Below are 17,002 nucleotides of genomic sequence, written 5' to 3' on the forward strand. Positions count from 1 at the left end.
GGGAGTCAGTTGTTGTTATTGCTGCCTTTGTTGTCGACGCGGTAGCCGAAGCTGAAGCCCACGCCCTGGAACAGCACCACATCCGCCAATTGCCGCGCGAGCTCACCGGCGCTGGCCAGTTTGGTCTTGGGCACGTAAAGCATGTCGTCCGGTTGCAGGTAGGCAATCTGCGACGCATCACCGGACAAGGCTTTTTCCACGTCATAGCGCACGGCCTTAACCTGATTGCCGTTGCGGCGCATGATCACCACCGAATCGAGCCGCGCCTTGACGTTGGCGCCACGGGCGAGGGTCAGTGCTTCGAGCACCGAGACCGGCCGGCGAATGGGGTAGGAACCCGGTTGGCCGACTTCACCCAGTACGTAGATTTCGTTGCCCGCCGTGGATTTGAGCAGCACGTCGACGGTCATCCGCCCCGGCAGGGTGGCGTAACGTTTGTTGAGGAAGGTTTCCAGTTGGTTGACGGTCATGCCTTGCAGCGGCACCGAGCCGATTTCCGGGAAACTCGCATAACCGTCCGTGCCCACAGTGATCTCCCGGCTCATGCCGGTGCCGGGGTGGTTCAGCGAGCTCTTGAGGTTGGACTCATTGCTCAGCGGGCTGACGATTTGTACGGTCAACTGATTGCGGTTGGGCTGGAACAGCTGTTTACGCTGGTAGGCGCGCTGGATTTCGGTCTTGGCTTCCTCGGCCGTGAGCCCTTCGATTTTCACCGCGGTGTTGGCCCCCGGCAGTTCGATGGTGCCATCAGGCAGCACCAGTTGATTGCCGTTGAGCTGGCTGGCGGCGGTGAAGTTCAGGCCAATCGTGTCACCGGACTGCACGCGATAGGCGTCCGAGCCGCTGGTGCTGATGTGGAAGATCACGTCCAGCACATCCTGGGGCCGCAGGGTCTGTTCGACCTTGGGCATGTCGGTGGCCTGGGCGTTGGCCGGCGAGGCCGTGAGGATCTGCACCGGTATGTTGGTTTCGGGCTGGCTGGAGCAACCTGCAAGCGGCAGCAACAGCAGGACAAGCATTCTGGCGTTCATGGCGTCATCCTTTTCTGATTGCTTACAGGTTTTTGTAAAGCCATTTGGGCATGTAGTACTTGCGTCGGTTGAACACGCTGCCGACCAGTTTCGCCCCGGCCTGCGTCAGGCGCTGGACCGCAGCCTGGGCCACTTCCCAACGGGTGTCCTCGGAACGTACGACCATGATCACGCCGTCCACCTGGGTGCTGATGACCAGGGTGTCGGCGGCCGAATACACCGCGTCGCCGTCGATCACCACAAAGCGGTAGCGGCTGCCGAGCTGGTCGAGCAACGGGCTCAGGCGTTCGGCGGTCAGGTGTTCGTTGCCGCGAAGGTGCCGGCCGTTGGGCAGCACATCGAACGGCAGGCTGGAGACCTGCAACAGGCAATCCTGCAGCAGCGGCGGGGCGCCGGTGCTGAACAGCAGGTCGCGGAAGCCGCGCTCCTTTTGCAGACTGAGCTGGGCCGTGAGGTTGGTCGCCGACTGGCTGGCGTCGACCAGCAGCACTTGACCGCTGCTCATCTGCGCCAGTTGGCTGGCCAGCACCAGGGCGCTGGTGGTGGTGCCTGCGCCGGGGTTGGCGGCGGTCAGGAATAGGATCCGCAGATCTTGATCGAGCACGGTCGAAGTCAGGTTGGACTCGCTCGGGTTGGCGATGCTTAGGGCTTTATTCGATGAACCGTCCATTTAACTCGCTCCGTGGCCGCTGAATACTTTGAAGGGGGTTTTCAACAGGATCTTCAGATCAAGCAAGAGGCTCTGCTCGGCGATATAGCTGAGGTCCAACTCAACGCGCTGGTCGAAGTCGATATTGCTGCGTCCGGAGATCTGCCACAGGCCGGTCATGCCGGGGTAGATGCTCAGGCGTGCAAGGTGGTTATCCTTGTAGCGGTAGGCGTTGAACGAGGTCGGCCGAGGGCCCACCAGGCGCATGTCGCCGGTAAAGACATTGATCAGGTTGGGCAGCTCGTCGAGGCTGCTGCGCCGCAGGAACCCACCGATGCGGGTGATGCGCGGGTCCTTGTCGATCTTGAAATCGATGGCGTCGGCCCCGTGCTTGTTCAGGTGGCGCAGGGACTCTTTAAGCTCTTCGGCGTTGGCCACCATGGTGCGAAATTTGTACATGCCGAACACGCGACCGCGATAGCCGGTGCGTTTTTGCACGAACATGATCGGGCCCGGGCTGCTGAACTTGATCGCCAGGGCCAGGCCCAGCAACAGCGGCGAAATCAGGATCAGGATCAGCAGGGCACCGAAGCAGGCGACAACCCGGTTGGTGCGCGACAAGGTCCAGGGCCGGCCACCGTCGCGACCGGTCATCCAGCCGCGACCCTGCATGTGGATCGCGGTGTCGAGGCGCATTCGGTGCTCGGGGTCCAGGCGCTTGTCACGGCGCATATTCTGAAGTGGCACACCTTTTTCATGTCCAGTCATAGACTCCTCCGCTTGGAGTTCTCAGCCCTGTAGCTCAGCCGCAAGCGGCGCGTGGGCGTGCAATGGGTAGTAATCGCGGAACCAGGCGACGAACCGGCGAAGGCCCTCGTCGAGTTCGATGCGCGGTTGAAAACCGGTGTCCCGTTCCAGATCGTGAACATCGGCACAGGTGTTGAGCACATCGCCCGGTTGCAGCGGCAACAGCTCGACATTGGCTTTACGGCCCAGGTGCTTTTCCATCAGGGCCAGGTAATCCTTGAGTTCCACCGGGCGTTCGCCACCAATGTTGTAGATCCGCCACGGCGCCATGCTGCTGGCGGCGTCCGGTTGTTCACGGTCCCAATCCGGCGCGGTGCTCGGTGGTTGATCGACCAGGCGGGCGATGCTTTCGACGATGTCGTCGATGTAGGTGAAGTCCCGTTGATGCTGACCGTAATTGAACAGCTTCAACGGGCTGCCCTTGACAATCGCCTGGGCGAAACGGATCGGCGACATGTCTGGCCGACCCCAGGGGCCGTAAACGGTGAAGAAGCGCAGCCCGGTGCTGGGAATGCCGAACAGGTGGCTGTAGCTGTGGGCCATCAGCTCATTGGCTTTCTTGGTGGCCGCGTACAACGACAGCGGGTGATTGACCCCGTCATGGGTCGAGTACGGCGTGTGTTGATTGGCGCCGTACACCGAACTGGACGAGGCGTAGATCAGGTGTTTCACCGGATGGTGCCGGCAGCTTTCGAGAATGTTCAGAAACCCGCTGAGGTTGCTGTCCAGATAAGCCTTGGGATTATCCAGCGAGTAGCGCACCCCGGCCTGGGCCGCCAGGTGAAGCACCACTTCCGGTTGCTCTTGCGCAAACAAGGCTTCGATGGCCGGGGCGTCGGCCAGGTCAATCTGCGCCAGGGGGAAATCGCCGACGTGCTCCTGCACCCAGCGCACGCGATCGTGCTTGAGTTGCGGGTCGTAGTAGTCGTTGAAATTATCCAGCCCGCAGACCCGATGCCCGTCGCGCATCAACCGCAACACACAATGGGCCCCGATGAATCCGGCCGCTCCCGTCACCAGAATATTCATGGGCGCGGACCCTCCGGCGCGATGTGCCGCAGGCCGATGCCGCTGTAATGCAAACCGGCGGCGGCGACCTGTTCCGGGTTGTAGAGGTTGCGTCCGTCAACGATGACCTTGGCGCGCAATTTGCTCGCCAGCAGGTCGAACTCCACCACCCGGAAATTCTTCCACTCGGTGCAGATCACCAATGCATCGGCGTCTTCCAGGGTGTCGTCGCGGGTGGCGCACAGGTGCAGGTCATTGCGGTAGCCGTAGAGGCGCCGGCATTCGGACATGGCTTCCGGGTCATAGGCCTGCACACTCGCGCCTTCGGCCCACAGTGCCTCCATCAGGTAACGGCTCGGGGCTTCGCGCATGTCATCGGTGTTGGGCTTGAACGCCAGGCCCCAGATGGCGATGGACTTGCCGGCCAGGCCCTGGGGGAACTGCGCTTTGAGTTTGCTGAACAGGATGTGCCGCTGCGTGTCGTTGACGTCGGTGACGCTGCGCAGCAGACGCAATGGCATACCGTTGTGTTCGGCGGTATGCAGCAGCGCACGCAGGTCCTTGGGAAAGCACGAGCCGCCAAAGCCGCAACCGGGGTAGATAAAGTGATAACCGATGCGTGGGTCCGAGCCGATGCCCTTGCGCACCGCTTCGATGTCGGCGCCCAGCAGTTCGGTGAGGTTGGCCAGCTCGTTCATGAAACTGATGCGGGTGGCGAGCATCGCGTTGGCCGCGTACTTGGTCAGCTCGGCGCTGCGGTTGTCCATGAACATGAGCTTTTCATGGTTGCGGCAGAACGGTGCGTAGAGTTCGCTCAACTGCTCGCGAGCGGTGTCATCGTTGGTGCCGACGATGATCCGGTCCGGGCGCATGCAGTCGGCGAGGGCACTGCCTTCCTTGAGAAATTCGGGGTTGGACACGACCCTTACGAGCAGCGCATCTTTGCCCCGGCGGTGCAGTTCTTCATTGGCGGCTTCGGCCACCTTGTCCGCAGTGCCCACCGGCACGGTGGATTTGATGATCAGGGTGCGATCCGCTTCCATGAAACTGGCAATCTGCCGGGCCACGTTCAGCACATGGCTGAGGTCGGCGGAACCGTCTTCGTCGGCTGGCGTACCGACCGCGATGAAGATCAATTCGGCATGTTCGACCGCATCACTGGCCTGGGTCGTGAACAGCAAACGACCGGCCTTGATGTTTTCTTCCAGCGTGCCGGAAAGTCCCGGTTCACTGATGGGTGGAACTGCCTGTTGCAACTGTTTGATCTTGTTCGGATCGATATCGACACACAGCACGCGATGTCCGACATCGGCCAGTGCGGCTGCTTGAATCAGGCCAACGTAGCCCGTACCAAATACGCTCACGTCCATATTGGCGTGCCTCGTAAGACGGTGGAAAGATCAGGAATTAGACTGTCAAAAGGGGTATAGCCCAGCCGCGGCAAAACGTGTCAGCAAAATGACATGTTGCTTTGCTAGAACAGCCCCATTTTTGGGGGCGATTGGCCATCAAGTGCTTGCTGTAGCTGGATTTGCCGCGGTTTTGACGGGTTTTTCACATGTCGAAGAAAACGATAAACGGTCGAAAGGCTTGAATTACAAGGGCTGTAGCGCCTTGAGTGTGTCAGATTTGAGTCAACGTTTTTTTGACGCTTTTCGAAAAAGTCGGGCATTTCTTGCGGTTTGATGGCCCGGTGCTAGTGTCAAAAAATGGCCGACAATCTATTGGCCAGATGCCTACGACGAGCAGCGTAAATACTATGATTCGATATTTAAAAGAACTGCTGTTAGTTCTCTATTTATTCAAGAGTTATGACTATTACCTTGAACGCCTGAACGCCATGGGCATCGGTATTGCGTTGTTGTTATTTTGCGCAATGTTTGTGGCGCTGACGGTGGCGCTGTTCATGACCGCGTACATCCGCCAGACGCTCATCAGGCATCTATTCGCTTTAACGCTGTTTGTGTCGGCCGTGTTCTTTGACGTTTATACGAAAGTGACCGCCGATTACCTGACTTACAGCAGTTTTGTGTCGTTGGTGTATTCCGGCGGTTTCATTCAGGAAGCGGCGTACCAGTACCGCGATCCGCTGATCAGCGGCGTGCTCAGTGGCCTGTTGCTGCTGTTCGGCATCGGCCTCAAGCCCCGTCGGCGGATGCCGCTGCCGGGGGCTTTGCTGGCGGCGGCGCCGGTGCTGGGGGTGTTGCTGCTCAGTGCGGTGCTGTTTGTGCGGGCCGGCGAGGGTGCCCGGGGCCTGCCGGTCATGTACACGCCGCTGGCCTACCTGAACCTGTTCACCTATGAAGCCCTGCACAACACCGTCGGCCCACGGGATCCGGTGAAACTGGCGCGCAACGATCAACCGGTAGGCCACGACATCGTATTGATCATCGACGAGAGCATTTCCGGCAACTACCTGGACATCAACGCGCCGTTCGGCGTGCACAGCAACCTTAAGGAAACCCGCCCCGGCGTCGACATCTTCAACTATGGCTATGCCGCCTCCATTGCCAATTGCAGCGCCGACACCAACGTCACCCTGCGCTACGGCGGCACCCGCGCCGACTACATGCGTATCAACACCACCCTGCCGTCGATCTGGCAGTACGCGAAAAAGGCCGGGCTGCGCACCGTCTACATTGACGCCCAGCGCACCGGCGGCAACCTGCAGAACCTGATGAACGACGCCGAGAAAAAAGACATCGACGCGTTCGTGCAATTCGACCAGACCAGCGTGCGCGACCGCGACATGGCGGCGGCGGCGAAGCTGATCGAGCTGCTCAATGACGACCAGCCGCAACTGGTGGTGATCAACAAGGTCGGCGCGCATTTCCCGGTGCACGACAAATACCCCGACGCCTTCATGGCCTACCGCCCGACCTTGCCCCGCGGGCAGTTTGTCGAAGTGGCGGACACCGGCAAGCGCGATGGCTTCAATGGCCAGCCGGACGACTGGGTGCTGTACCGCAACGCCTACAAGAACACGCTGCTGTGGAACGTCGGGGAGTTTTTCTCACGGGTGTTCGCCCAGGCGGATTTGAGCCATGCCACGCTGATCTACACCTCGGACCATGGCCAGGATCTGCATGAACGCGGCAACCCGGGGCTCAATACCCACTGCGGCGGCGACCCGGTAGAGGAGGAGGGGCTGGTGCCGTTGGTGGTGATTCAGGGCAGCGGGTTGAAGACTCTGGACTGGTCGGCGCAATTGGCCGGCAACAAGGATCGGTCGAGTCACTACAACATCTTCCCGACGCTGTTGCAGTTGATGGGGTATGACCTGGCGGGGGTTGAAGCGGTGTATGGCAAGCCGCTGAGCGTGGCGACGGCGGACGAGTTCACCTTCAACTACCGGTTCAACGCGCGGTTGGGGGCCAAGCCGGAATGGAAACATATCGATCTGAAGACGATTGTCACGCCGGCGCAGGCGGCGACGAGTGTGGCGGTGGGGCAGTGAGGTTCTGGGTGGTCAAAAATCCTCGGCCCGGTAGCCGCGATATTCATCCAGCAACTCTGAAAAGCTCCAGCGGCGGGCTCGGTTATTCGTGATGGGGGGTGGGCAACAGCGTCGAGAGCCCACCGGCAGTCTGCGTCGCGGACGGGATGGTGTGATCACTCAAGAGCGATTCACCTCGGCTGAGTAACGCATGGCCAACGAAACGCGAGCCCCCTTCATTCAGGTGCGCGTCGTCGAGGTACAGCAAAGTACCCTGGATGATCGGGCTGCAAACCCCGGCCGGGCAAATCACCTGATTGGGATCAATGAAGCGCACCTGGGGAAACGCCTGCCGCACTTCGGCCCAATAGGCGGGTTCAGTACTTTGCTTGACCGAGCAGTCGCGATCGATGCTGAACATCAAACGGCGGATGGGACAGCTGGCGGCTTTATCAATCGGCTGGTTTTTCAGGATGACGATGACCTGGCCGCTGCTTTCAACCACGCGACGGATGCTCGCCTTGATCATGTCTGTTGCGGCGGGATCCCGTGGCCAGCTCCCGGCCAGCACGACGTACGGGTATCTGTTTTGCTGGATCAACCCGAACACCCGCTCGTTGCGTAGCGCGCAATGGGCGGCATACACCGCGGGCATGCCACCGGCGTAGCCGATAATCGGCGGACAGGAGTCCATGGTGTAGTCCATCAGAGAAATACCGTCGGCGCGGGCCAGAAGGTCGACCATCCCGGTGAAGTGATTGGCGATCGAGTCACCGACCATGATGCCGTCGAGCCCGGGCTTGTCAGCGCCCAGACGGCATTGCGCGTTGGGTTCGGTGCGGTACAGCGCGTTGGGTACGTGGCAGCCGCTGCGAATCTCGCTCGGCTTGTTCAGCGTCATGGCTTCCAATGCCGACACGTCGGGGCTGAAACGCTGTGCAAAGCCATGCCAATGCACACTCACCCCGGCCAATATCGCCAGCGCCAGGGCCGGAAGCGCAAATCGACGGGCAACGACCTGTGAAAAATGCAGCGTTGCACCACTGCGTCGAAACGGGATTTCAACGTAGCGCCAGGACAGCCATGAGAGCAGGATCGAGCCCGCGACCAGCAACGCCGCCACGGGAAGGTTGAGCTCAAAGCCGAGGTAATTGAGATAGGCAATCAACGGCCAATGCCACAGGTAAAGCGAATAAGAGATCAAGCCGATAAATACCATCGGCCGGCTGGTGAGAAAGGGGGAACGGACGTCACCGCTACCGGCCAGAATCAGCAGGGCAGCGCCCAGGCACGGAATCAGGGCGTCAAAGCCGGGGAAGTTGGAGTCCGAATTCAAGGTTATCAGCGAAAAACCGATCAACACGTAACCGGCCAGCGTATAGCCGCGGGCCGCGAGCCGGCCGATGGCTCGAGGTTGATACAGATAAATCGCCAGCAGCCCGCCCAGCATCAGTTCGAAAAAACGCGTGGGCAGCAGGTAGTAGGAGGCCGTGGCGAAGAGACGGGTGCCGTACTCCGAAACCCCCACTGCGGCCAGCACGCCTATGCCCAGGATCGGCAGGACAAAACGCGGTGCAAAGCGTACGAGGGCGACGAGAAACAGCGGCCAGATCACATAAAACTGTTCTTCGATGCCCAGCGACCAGGTATGCAGCAAAGGCGCTTCCGTGGCGTCGGCGGCGAAATAGTTGCCGTACTTCACCCAGATGTAGATGTTCGACATGCCCGTCAAGGACAGCAGTGCGCTGATGTTGAGGCGGGTCAGGTCGGTCGGTGACAGGATGAACGCTGCGACGATCACGCAGGCCAGCAGCACCGTTATCAGCGCGGGCGCGATGCGGTTGATGCGGCGCTGGTAAAAGCTTTTCAGGGAGAACGTTTTGCGGGTGATCTCGGAATAAACCTGAGAGGTAATCAGGAAACCCGAGATGACAAAGAAAATATCAACACCAATGAATCCTCCCGGTAGCAGGTTCGGATAGAGGTGATGGAAGAACACCGCGAGGACTGCCACGGCGCGCAGCCCGTCAATGTCACGTCGATAGGTGTTTTGAGCCATGCACCAGACCTTCCATGTTCGCAGTCGTTTGAGGTGACCGCTCGATGGTACGTGCCCCGGATTCGCCGAACAACTGACATAAATGACAGTTTTAATAACCTTTCGCGATAGGGTTTATGCAGGCTCGAGCAAACGGCTACGTGTTGAATCGGGCGTCCGCTATCCTTGCCTCACGCTCATCAATCAGGTTCTCCCATGCTTCAGGTCCAGGGCGTCTTCAAAAGCTACGCCACCCCGCAAGGTCCATTGCCGGTGCTGCAAGGTATCGACCTCACCTTGAAACCCGGCAGCAGCCTGGCGCTGATGGGCGAGTCGGGCAGTGGCAAAAGCACCTTGCTGCACCTGATCGCCGGGCTGGACAAGGTCGACAGCGGCAGCATCCGCAGCGGCGAGCACCGGTTGGAGCAGATGAACGAAGGGCAGTTGGCAAACTGGCGGCGCACGGAAATCGGCCTGGTGTTCCAGCAGTTCAACCTGATCGGCAGCTTGCGGGTGGAGGACAACCTGGCGTTCCAGGCGCGCCTCGCCGGGCGCCACGATGCGCGTTGGCAGGCGCATCTGGTGCGGCGCCTGGGCTTGAGTGATTTGCTCAAGCGTTACCCGGAGCAGTTGTCCGGCGGCCAGCAGCAGCGGGTTGCTCTCGGCCGGGCGCTGGCTTCGCAACCGAAACTGCTGCTGGCGGATGAACCCACCGGCAGCCTCGACGAAGCCACCAGCGATGAGGTGTTGAACTTGTTGCTGGAGCTGCTCGACGACACGCCCACGACGTTATTGATGGTCACTCACAGTCCACGGGTGGCGGCGCGGCTGGCGGAGAAAGTGGTGCTGCATCATGGTCGTCTGGCTGAAGCGGACGTGCGCTGAGGTGCGGGTCTTTCGCGAAACCTTGCGCGCGCTGTTGAGCCATTGGCGTCAGCATCCGGTGCAGTTTTTCAGTGTGCTGACCGGGTTGTGGCTGGCCACCAGTTTGCTGACGGGGGTGCAGGCGCTGAACAGTCAGGCGCGGGAAAGTTATGCCAAGGCCAGTCAGTTGATCGGCGGCGAACCCCAGGCCAGCCTCAGTGCGCCCAGTGGCGGCGTGTTCTCTCAGCAACTGTTTGTCGACTTGCGGCGGGCGGGCTGGCCGGTATCGCCGGTGCTGCAAGGCCGGCTGACGCTCAAGGGCCACGATGATCAACGCTTGCAACTGATGGGTATCGAACCGGTGTCGTTGCCCGCCGGTTCGGCGGTGGCAGGGCAGGCGCTGGCGATGGAACGCATTGTCGAGTTTTTCAGCCCGCCGGGCCGTACCTGGATTGCCCCGCAGACCTTGCAGGCTTTGGGGTTGCATGAAGGTGAATCACCGGTTGCCGAAAGCGGGCAGACCTTGCCGCCGCTGCATGCCCAGCCGGACATGGCACCGGGTGTGTTGCTGGTCGACATTGGCTTCGCCCAGCGAATCCTCGGCCAGCCGGATCAACTGTCGCGCCTGTTGTTGCCCAAGGATTTTTCCGCGACCTTACCCGATCAATTCAAAGGCCAGCTCCAGCTCAAGACCAGCGGCGAAGAAAACAACCTCGCGCGCCTGACCGAAAGCTTTCACCTGAACCTCGATGCCCTGGGTTTTCTGTCCTTCGTGGTCGGCCTGTTTATCGTGCATGCGGCGATCGGCCTGGCACTGGAACAACGCCGGGGGTTGCTCCGGACCCTGCGCGCCTGCGGGGTCAGTGCGCGGATGTTGATCGGCTGCCTCGCTGTCGAGTTGGGTGGGTTGGCGCTGATCGGTGGCATCGTCGGCGTCGCCAGCGGTTATCTACTGGCGAGTGTGCTGTTACCGGACGTCGCCGCCAGCCTGCGCGGGTTGTACGGCGCCGAGGTGGCGGGGCAGTTGAGCTTGAGTCCGTGGTGGTGGCTCAGCGGCGTCGGCCTGAGTTTGCTCGGCGCGTTACTGGCGGGCGCCAACAGCCTGTTGCGCGCGGCGCGTTTGCCGTTGCTGGCGCTGGCCAATCCGCAAGCCTGGCATCAGGCTCATGCGCGATGGTTGCGGCGCCAGGGTTGGGTCGCCGCATTGGCGGCGGTGATCGCACTGCTGGCGTTGATCTGGGGCGACAGCCTGGCCAGCGGTTTTGTGCTGATGGCCGCGTTGCTGCTTGGCGCAGCACTGGCATTGCCGGTGTTGCTCAACGCCGTGCTCAACCTGGTGCTGCATCGCAGTCGTACGGTGCTCGGCCAATGGTTTCTCGCCGATTGCCGCCAGCAACTGCCGGCCCTGAGCCTGGCGCTGATGGCGCTGCTGTTGGCGCTGGCGGCGAACATCGGTGCCGGCAGCATGACCGCCGGCTTCCGCCAGACCTTCAGTGACTGGCTCGAACAACGCCTGACCGCCGAGCTCTATCTCAACCCGCAAAACCCGGCCCAGGCCCGGGAGCTGCACACCTGGCTCAAACAACAACCACAAGTCACTGCCGTGTTGCCGAGCTGGCAAGTGTCGATCCAGTTGCAAGGTTGGCCGGCGGACGTCTACGGCGTGATCGACCACCCGAACTACCGCCAGCACTGGCCGCTGCTGGAAGCGGTGGGCGACAACCCGTGGGAGCGCCTGACCAAAGACGACACGGTGATGCTCAGCGAACAACTGGCACGGCGCTTGAAGGTGCAGTTGGGCGATCACCTGACGATCCCGACGCCGAATGGTTCGTGGGCGCCGCGGGTGGTCGGGATCTACGCCGACTATGGCAATCCCAAGGGCCACGTGCTGGTCAACGTCAATCACCTGCTGCGCGGCTGGCCGCAACTCACGCCGAACCGTTTTAACCTGCGCATCGACCCGGCGGCGACTCCGGCGTTCCTTGTTGCACTGCAAAACCGCTTCGCGTTGGACGACAATCGCATCGTCGATCAGGCGCGGCTCAAGGGTTGGTCGACCCAAGTGTTCGAACGCACCTTCGCCGCCACCGCCGCGCTCAACAGCTTGACCCTCGGCGTGGCCGGCGTCGCGCTGTTCATCAGTCTGCTGACCCAGAGCCAGAGCCGCCTCGGCCAACTCGCGCCGCTGTGGGCGCTGGGCGTCACACGACGGCAACTGATGCTGCTCAACCTCGGGCAAACCTGGCTGCTGGCGCTGTTGACGCTGGTCATGGCGCTGCCGTTGGGCATCGCGCTGGCCTGGTGCCTGGACACGGTAATCAACGTCCAGGCCTTCGGTTGGCGCCTGCCGTTGCGGGTATTCCCGCTGCAACTGTTGCAGTTGATGGGGCTGGCGTTGCTCGCCACGCTGCTGGCGTCGGCGTGGCCGTTGTACACCTTGTACCGCACCCGGCCGGCGGACTTGCTGAGGACGTTTGCCCATGAGGATTAAGGCCGCGCTGTGGTTGGTTTTGGCACTATTGAGCGGTTGCGATAACTCGGCACCCGATGAAAAAGGCTTCGCCGGGATGGGCGGCGAGGCGTCCGCGTTTACGCCGGTGGTGCCGGGTCGAGTGTTCAGTTTTCCGGCAGATCATGGGCCGCATGATGGGTTTCGTATCGAGTGGTGGTACGTCACCGCCAATCTCAAGGACGCGCAAGGCAACGAGTTTGGCGTGCAATGGACGTTGTTTCGCAGCGCCTTGAACGCTACGCCCGAAGTGGCGGGCTGGAGCAACCCGACGATCTGGCTCGGGCACGCGGCGGTCACTTCGGCGACGGTGCATCACGCTGCCGAACGCTATGCGCGGGGCGGCGTGGGCCAGGCGGGTGTGAACGCGGCGCCGTTCAAGGCCTGGATCGATGATTGGCAGTTCAGCGGTCCTATGACCGATCTGCAACTCAGCGCACGGGACAAGGGGTTCAGCTATCAATTGCGGCTGACGTCAACCGGTCCGCTGGTGCTTCAAGGGGATCAGGGTTTCAGTCAAAAGTCCGAGCAAGGCCAGGCCTCGTATTACTACAGCCAGCCGTTTTTCCAGGCCAATGGTTCACTGGAGGTAGATGGCAAAACCTACACCGTCAGCGGCCCCGCCTGGCTCGACCGCGAATGGAGCAGCCAACCCCTCACGGCCAATCAAACTGGCTGGGACTGGTTTTCCCTGCACCTGGACAGCGGCGAACAGGTAATGCTCTACCGCATGCGGCAAAAGGACGGCGCGCCTTTTTTGACGGGCACCTGGATTGATGCCCAAGGGAAAACGCAGTTGTTGCAGGGCGACGACATCAGCCTCACACCCGGGGACACCGCCAAGGTTGCCGGCCGATCAATGCCTGTGCGTTGGTCGATAAAAATCCCCGGCAAACACCTCGATATCAGCATCAGCGCATTGAACCCGAATGCGTGGATGGATTTGCGCATTCCGTATTGGGAAGGGCCGGTGCGCTTGAGCGGCAGTCATGCGGGGCAGGGGTATCTGGAAATGACCGGTTATTGAATCGGAACTCTCGCCGCAACGACGTCCTCCTACGTTATGAAGCCCGTTCACTGGAGTCCGCCATGAGCGACGACCTCAAGCCCCCGGATCTTGCCACTTGGCAACGTCTGTTCGACGACAAGGCCTACTGGCAGCAATCCCCCGACGCCCACTACAGCGACCTGCTGCGGGTGGCCGACGACTTGCTCGGGCAGGGCGCCATCGACCTCGAGCAATGGCAAACCCTGAAAGCCAAGGCCGAGCAATCCCACAAGGATTCGCCCGCCGTCAACGTCGCCCGGGAAGTCGACGACCCTGAAGCCTGAGGAGCCCCCCATGAAACCCATTACCGAATCCGAACACCCCGACGAACCCCGGCCACCCGGTGAAACCGAGCGCGACAACGACGCCCTGCGCCCCACCGACCCGAACAAGCGCAAGGAAAACAGCAAGGGCACCGACAGCGGCGAATCCACTGCGCAAGAAACGGCGAACACGCCCTGATCCGCAGCAATGGTCGTCGTTGTCGTCACTTACATCGATACCACTGAAAGTGACCCGCCAGCACGAGAGTTGAGTATTAGCTCTACATAAACTGAATATTCTTGTATGACTCTTGTATAAGAATAATCAGCTTAACGTTCCAGTTGGTGAGTTTGGTGTTTGTAAGTTTGATATCCGATAAATATCCACCCAAGTTGTATACATAAAATTTCATGTATGTGTGTGCGGACATCTTCATCAACTTCTATTAATATGCCTTTCGTTCGCCCAGTGTCAGGGCTCTTTACCGGTGCATGGATTGCCAGGCCATTACACTGGGCGAACACCTTCTTTTAGTGCGACACGCACTTGCAGCAATACGTTAAGATGCGCGGCTTTTTACTCAAGGAAGAAAACGGCAGCCGCCGATCTGACACGGATGAAACCACTCTCCCTCTACCACCCGGCCCTCTATTGGCTGCGCGTGTGGCAAAAACGACTGTTCCGCCAATTGGCCTGGCGCTTCTCCCGCAAGACATACACCGTGTCGCTGGACAGCACCCGCTTGCCATATCGCTACCTCAAACACACCTCAAAACTGATTCGTAAACTGGGCAACTCCGATATTGCACTGCAACATAACAAAGTCATTAACCTGAAACTCGCCGTGGCTTCGGTCAATGGCGTTGTCATTGCCCCTGGTGAGTATTTTTCTTTTTGCCGGTTGGTGGGTCGACCGACTCGCCAGCGCGGGTATGTCGAAGGCATGGAATTATCCTTCGGAGAGGCACGCACGGGCGTCGGTGGCGGGATCTGCCAATTGAGCAACCTGATTCACTGGATGGCGATTCACTCGCCGCTGGTGGTGGTTGAGCGCTCAAATCACAGCTTTGATCCTTTTCCCGATGAAGGGCGGGTACTGCCCTTCGGCTCCGGGGCGGCGATTTTTTATAACTATGTTGATTTGGTGTTGTACAACCCGACGGATCGGCATTTTCAGTTGAAACTGAATGTCGGCGAACAACAATTGGAAGGGGAGTTGTTGTGTGACCAGATTCGGGAGTACCGGTATCACGTTTATCAACGGGAACATCGGTTTGTGCGCGACGGTGGCCGGGTGTTTCGAGAGAACGAAATATGGCGGGATGTACGCACCAAAGGGCAAGACAGTCAGTTGGTGAAGAGTGAATGTCTTTATCGAAATAGGGTGGTGGTCAAGTACGCGGTGGATGACGCGTTAGTTGATATACCGGTTGTAATATAAAAAACGGGCGATCTCAGGAGCGCCCGTTTTTTTATCTTTATCAGTTAAAGATCAGACCTCTTTTCTCCAGGCAGTGAAAGTGATGGCGGTGCCTTCATCCTCTTTATCCCGGATGTCGATTTTGTAGGTGCCGCCGCCCGCAACGCCGTCAACCCGTGCCTTTTCATCATTGGCCTGTAACTCGGCACCCTTGGCGCGCTGTTTGTAAAACCTCAGCACGTCGGCGAACGGCATATAGGTGTGCAACATGACCTCGAACTCATGCATGGGACGGCCGTCAATCTGGTCGAACTCACCCTCCATCGGGGAGCCTTTGATACCGGGCGAAATGTAAAACCCATCGGCGCCGACGCCCGAGAGAAAGGAGTTCGTCGGCAGCAGTGGGAGCATCGCCTTCGGAAGGTCGGACGGCAATTGCGAGGTCGTCCAGGACGGTTTTTTCGGGTCCGTGGTGATGTACTCGACCGAGCCGATCTTCTGCGCCTTGGCGCGTGTTTCCGGATCTTCGCTTTCAGCCCAATACGCGACCAGCGGCGGCAACTGTTTGCTCCAGACAATCATCGGGTCCGCGTCGCTCTTTTTCGCGCCTTTGGCCTGGAAAATCGTCAATACGGTTTCGGGACCCGGGTTGCAGGACAACGTCTCCGTACGGGATTTGACGGTGCAATGCCCATTGACCAACCCCACTGCGATCAACTGCCCGTTTTCATCCAACAACAACGCGGCGCGCTCGTCGCCGTGGTTACCGTCATCCATGGCGGTCAGCATCGTACGCCCGGCCGGCACGCCTTCCTCAAATATCGTGAACTCCGAATCGAGGGCATCGAGTATCTGCGACACGATCAAACTGCCGTCGAGGGTGTAGCTGCCGGTGGCGTAACCGATGAAATCAACCAATGCCGCGCGTACGGCCGGATCTTCATTGAGCTGAGGCGGCCGCGCAGCGGCAGGCGCGTTGGAGAGCTGCAGCACGGTGGTGCCGTCGGCACGCTTTTCTGAATGAAGTGACAATGCCGCGGCATCAAGAGAAACGGACAACGCCAAAAACAGGGCGAGGGGGCGTGCGATGGTAAACAAGGGTCATTCCTTTGCTGGGTGGTGATCCGGTTTTACTGGTCCATTGGTTTGTCCGCTGGGAAATTCCGGCTTTTTTTCGCCTGTATGATCATCGTACGGGCCAACTGATTGGGCAAAGCGAGATCTATGACCTGGTCAATGCTGGCGGGCCTCTGAGTTGGGGGTGGCGCGACTTCCCCACGGTGACCGCGGCCATGATCGAGATCGGCCCCAATCTGCCTGATTGCATCGGTGATCAGCCGGGCTAGGAACCGCGATGCAGGCGACAGATTGCCCTGTTGGTCTTGCTCAAACATGCAACAATCCGCCGCCGCGCACCGTACAGGTATCGGCGGCAATGGTTTCCCCCCAATCTTAAGGATCAAGATGAGCGCCTCTCGCACAAACATCATTGGCATGAAAGTCCACTGCAACGCCTGCGAAAAAGAATTCCCCATCGGCAACAAACAGCAGAAGTTGTTGCGTGAAGACCAGCCCATTGCGTGCAAGGGCTGCAAGGCCGAACTGATGATCTCGGCCTCGGAAAAACAACGCTTCCTGGGTTTCGGCAACCCGGCCAAACCCCTGATGTTGGCCCTGATGATCAGCGGCTTGCTGGCGGTGTGTGTGTTCGGCGGTACGTTCCTCGGTGTTCTGCAGTCCGATGGCCTGGTGCTGGTGGCCGTGGTGGTGATGGTCGGCAGCAACCTGGTGTTGGGGCCGATGATTAGAAATGCGACCAAGTCGCTGATGGTCAATCTAGACCCCAAGGAATCCCCGGTTGTGGCACCAGCAGCGTCTTGAGACCTGGGCTTGCCAGCCTGCCATTGGGGCAGGTTGGTCTCCAA

General features: G+C 60.0%; 15 protein-coding genes and 1 pseudogene. 9 read left to right on the top strand and 7 right to left on the bottom strand.

What is annotated here, in order from left to right; translation table 11 throughout:
- Positions 1-5: 5 nt before the first annotated feature.
- Genes ACY4LX_RS13610 through ACY4LX_RS13630 form a run of 5 tightly spaced genes read right to left on the bottom strand, consistent with a single transcriptional unit; the run spans position 6 to position 4,865 of the window.
- Positions 6-1,031, bottom strand: coding sequence for a polysaccharide biosynthesis/export family protein (locus tag ACY4LX_RS13610; RefSeq protein WP_463260203.1), 1,026 nt, complete (start codon positions 1,029-1,031; stop codon positions 6-8).
- Positions 1,032-1,053: 22 nt separating this feature from the next.
- Complete coding sequence (locus ACY4LX_RS13615; RefSeq protein ID WP_149658673.1) at positions 1,054-1,701, bottom strand: CpsD/CapB family tyrosine-protein kinase; 648 nt, start codon at positions 1,699-1,701, stop codon at positions 1,054-1,056.
- Positions 1,702-2,448, bottom strand: coding sequence for a sugar transferase (locus tag ACY4LX_RS13620; RefSeq protein WP_149658672.1), 747 nt, complete (start codon positions 2,446-2,448; stop codon positions 1,702-1,704). It lies immediately after the preceding gene.
- 21 nt (positions 2,449-2,469) lie between these two features.
- On the bottom strand, positions 2,470-3,516 hold the full coding sequence (locus ACY4LX_RS13625; RefSeq protein ID WP_463260204.1) for an NAD-dependent epimerase: 1,047 nt from the start codon (positions 3,514-3,516) through the stop codon (positions 2,470-2,472).
- A complete protein-coding gene (locus tag ACY4LX_RS13630) occupies positions 3,513-4,865 on the bottom strand; it encodes a UDP-glucose dehydrogenase family protein (protein WP_463260205.1) in 1,353 nt (450 codons plus the stop codon). The genes ACY4LX_RS13625 and ACY4LX_RS13630 overlap by 4 nt, the downstream gene beginning before the upstream one ends.
- Positions 4,866-5,254: 389 nt before the next feature.
- Between ACY4LX_RS13630 and ACY4LX_RS13635 the strand changes: the two genes are divergently transcribed.
- Complete coding sequence (locus tag ACY4LX_RS13635; RefSeq protein WP_463260206.1) at positions 5,255-6,952, top strand: sulfatase-like hydrolase/transferase; 1,698 nt, start codon at positions 5,255-5,257, stop codon at positions 6,950-6,952.
- Between the two features lie 82 nt (positions 6,953-7,034).
- Here the strand turns inward: ACY4LX_RS13635 and ACY4LX_RS13640 are convergent, their stop codons facing one another.
- Entirely contained in the window at positions 7,035-8,990 is a 1,956-nt protein-coding gene (locus ACY4LX_RS13640; RefSeq protein ID WP_463260207.1) for an acyltransferase family protein, read from the bottom strand.
- A 195-nt stretch (positions 8,991-9,185) separates the two neighbouring features.
- Between ACY4LX_RS13640 and ACY4LX_RS13645 the strand changes: the two genes are divergently transcribed.
- The 6 genes from ACY4LX_RS13645 (at position 9,186) to ACY4LX_RS13670 (ending at position 15,098) form a co-directional block, all read left to right on the top strand.
- Positions 9,186-9,854 carry an ABC transporter ATP-binding protein gene (locus tag ACY4LX_RS13645; RefSeq protein WP_463260208.1) on the top strand — a complete coding sequence of 223 codons (669 nt, stop codon included), beginning with the start codon at positions 9,186-9,188 and terminating at the stop codon, positions 9,852-9,854.
- A gap of 1 nt (position 9,855) precedes the next feature.
- Complete coding sequence (locus ACY4LX_RS13650; RefSeq protein ID WP_463260591.1) at positions 9,856-12,327, top strand: ABC transporter permease; 2,472 nt, start codon at positions 9,856-9,858, stop codon at positions 12,325-12,327.
- A complete protein-coding gene (locus tag ACY4LX_RS13655) occupies positions 12,317-13,372 on the top strand; it encodes a lipocalin-like domain-containing protein (protein WP_463260209.1) in 1,056 nt (351 codons plus the stop codon). Before ACY4LX_RS13650 ends, ACY4LX_RS13655 begins: the two co-directional genes overlap by 11 nt.
- A 62-nt stretch (positions 13,373-13,434) precedes the next feature.
- Positions 13,435-13,677, top strand: coding sequence for a hypothetical protein (locus ACY4LX_RS13660; RefSeq protein WP_149658665.1), 243 nt, complete (start codon positions 13,435-13,437; stop codon positions 13,675-13,677).
- Between the two features lie 10 nt (positions 13,678-13,687).
- Positions 13,688-13,855, top strand: coding sequence for a hypothetical protein (locus ACY4LX_RS13665; RefSeq protein WP_166655970.1), 168 nt, complete (start codon positions 13,688-13,690; stop codon positions 13,853-13,855).
- A 418-nt stretch (positions 13,856-14,273) separates the two neighbouring features.
- Complete coding sequence (locus ACY4LX_RS13670) at positions 14,274-15,098, top strand: VanW family protein (protein WP_149658664.1); 825 nt, start codon at positions 14,274-14,276, stop codon at positions 15,096-15,098.
- Positions 15,099-15,149: 51 nt separating this feature from the next.
- On the opposite strand, the gene ACY4LX_RS13675 is transcribed toward ACY4LX_RS13670, so the two are convergent.
- The gene (locus tag ACY4LX_RS13675) at positions 15,150-16,175 is read right to left on the bottom strand and encodes a hypothetical protein (protein ID WP_463260210.1); all 1,026 of its coding nucleotides are present in this window, start codon (positions 16,173-16,175) and stop codon (positions 15,150-15,152) included.
- Between the two features lie 44 nt (positions 16,176-16,219).
- Here ACY4LX_RS13675 and ACY4LX_RS13680 point away from each other — a divergent pair.
- Positions 16,220-16,423: pseudogene (locus ACY4LX_RS13680) on the top strand (hypothetical protein); the annotation flags it as partial.
- A gap of 118 nt (positions 16,424-16,541) precedes the next feature.
- Positions 16,542-16,958 carry a hypothetical protein gene (locus ACY4LX_RS13685; protein WP_463260211.1) on the top strand — a complete coding sequence of 139 codons (417 nt, stop codon included), beginning with the start codon at positions 16,542-16,544 and terminating at the stop codon, positions 16,956-16,958.
- Positions 16,959-17,002: the final 44 nt, after the last annotated feature.

It is taken from the genome of Pseudomonas sp. Emmai (genome assembly GCF_055179735.1).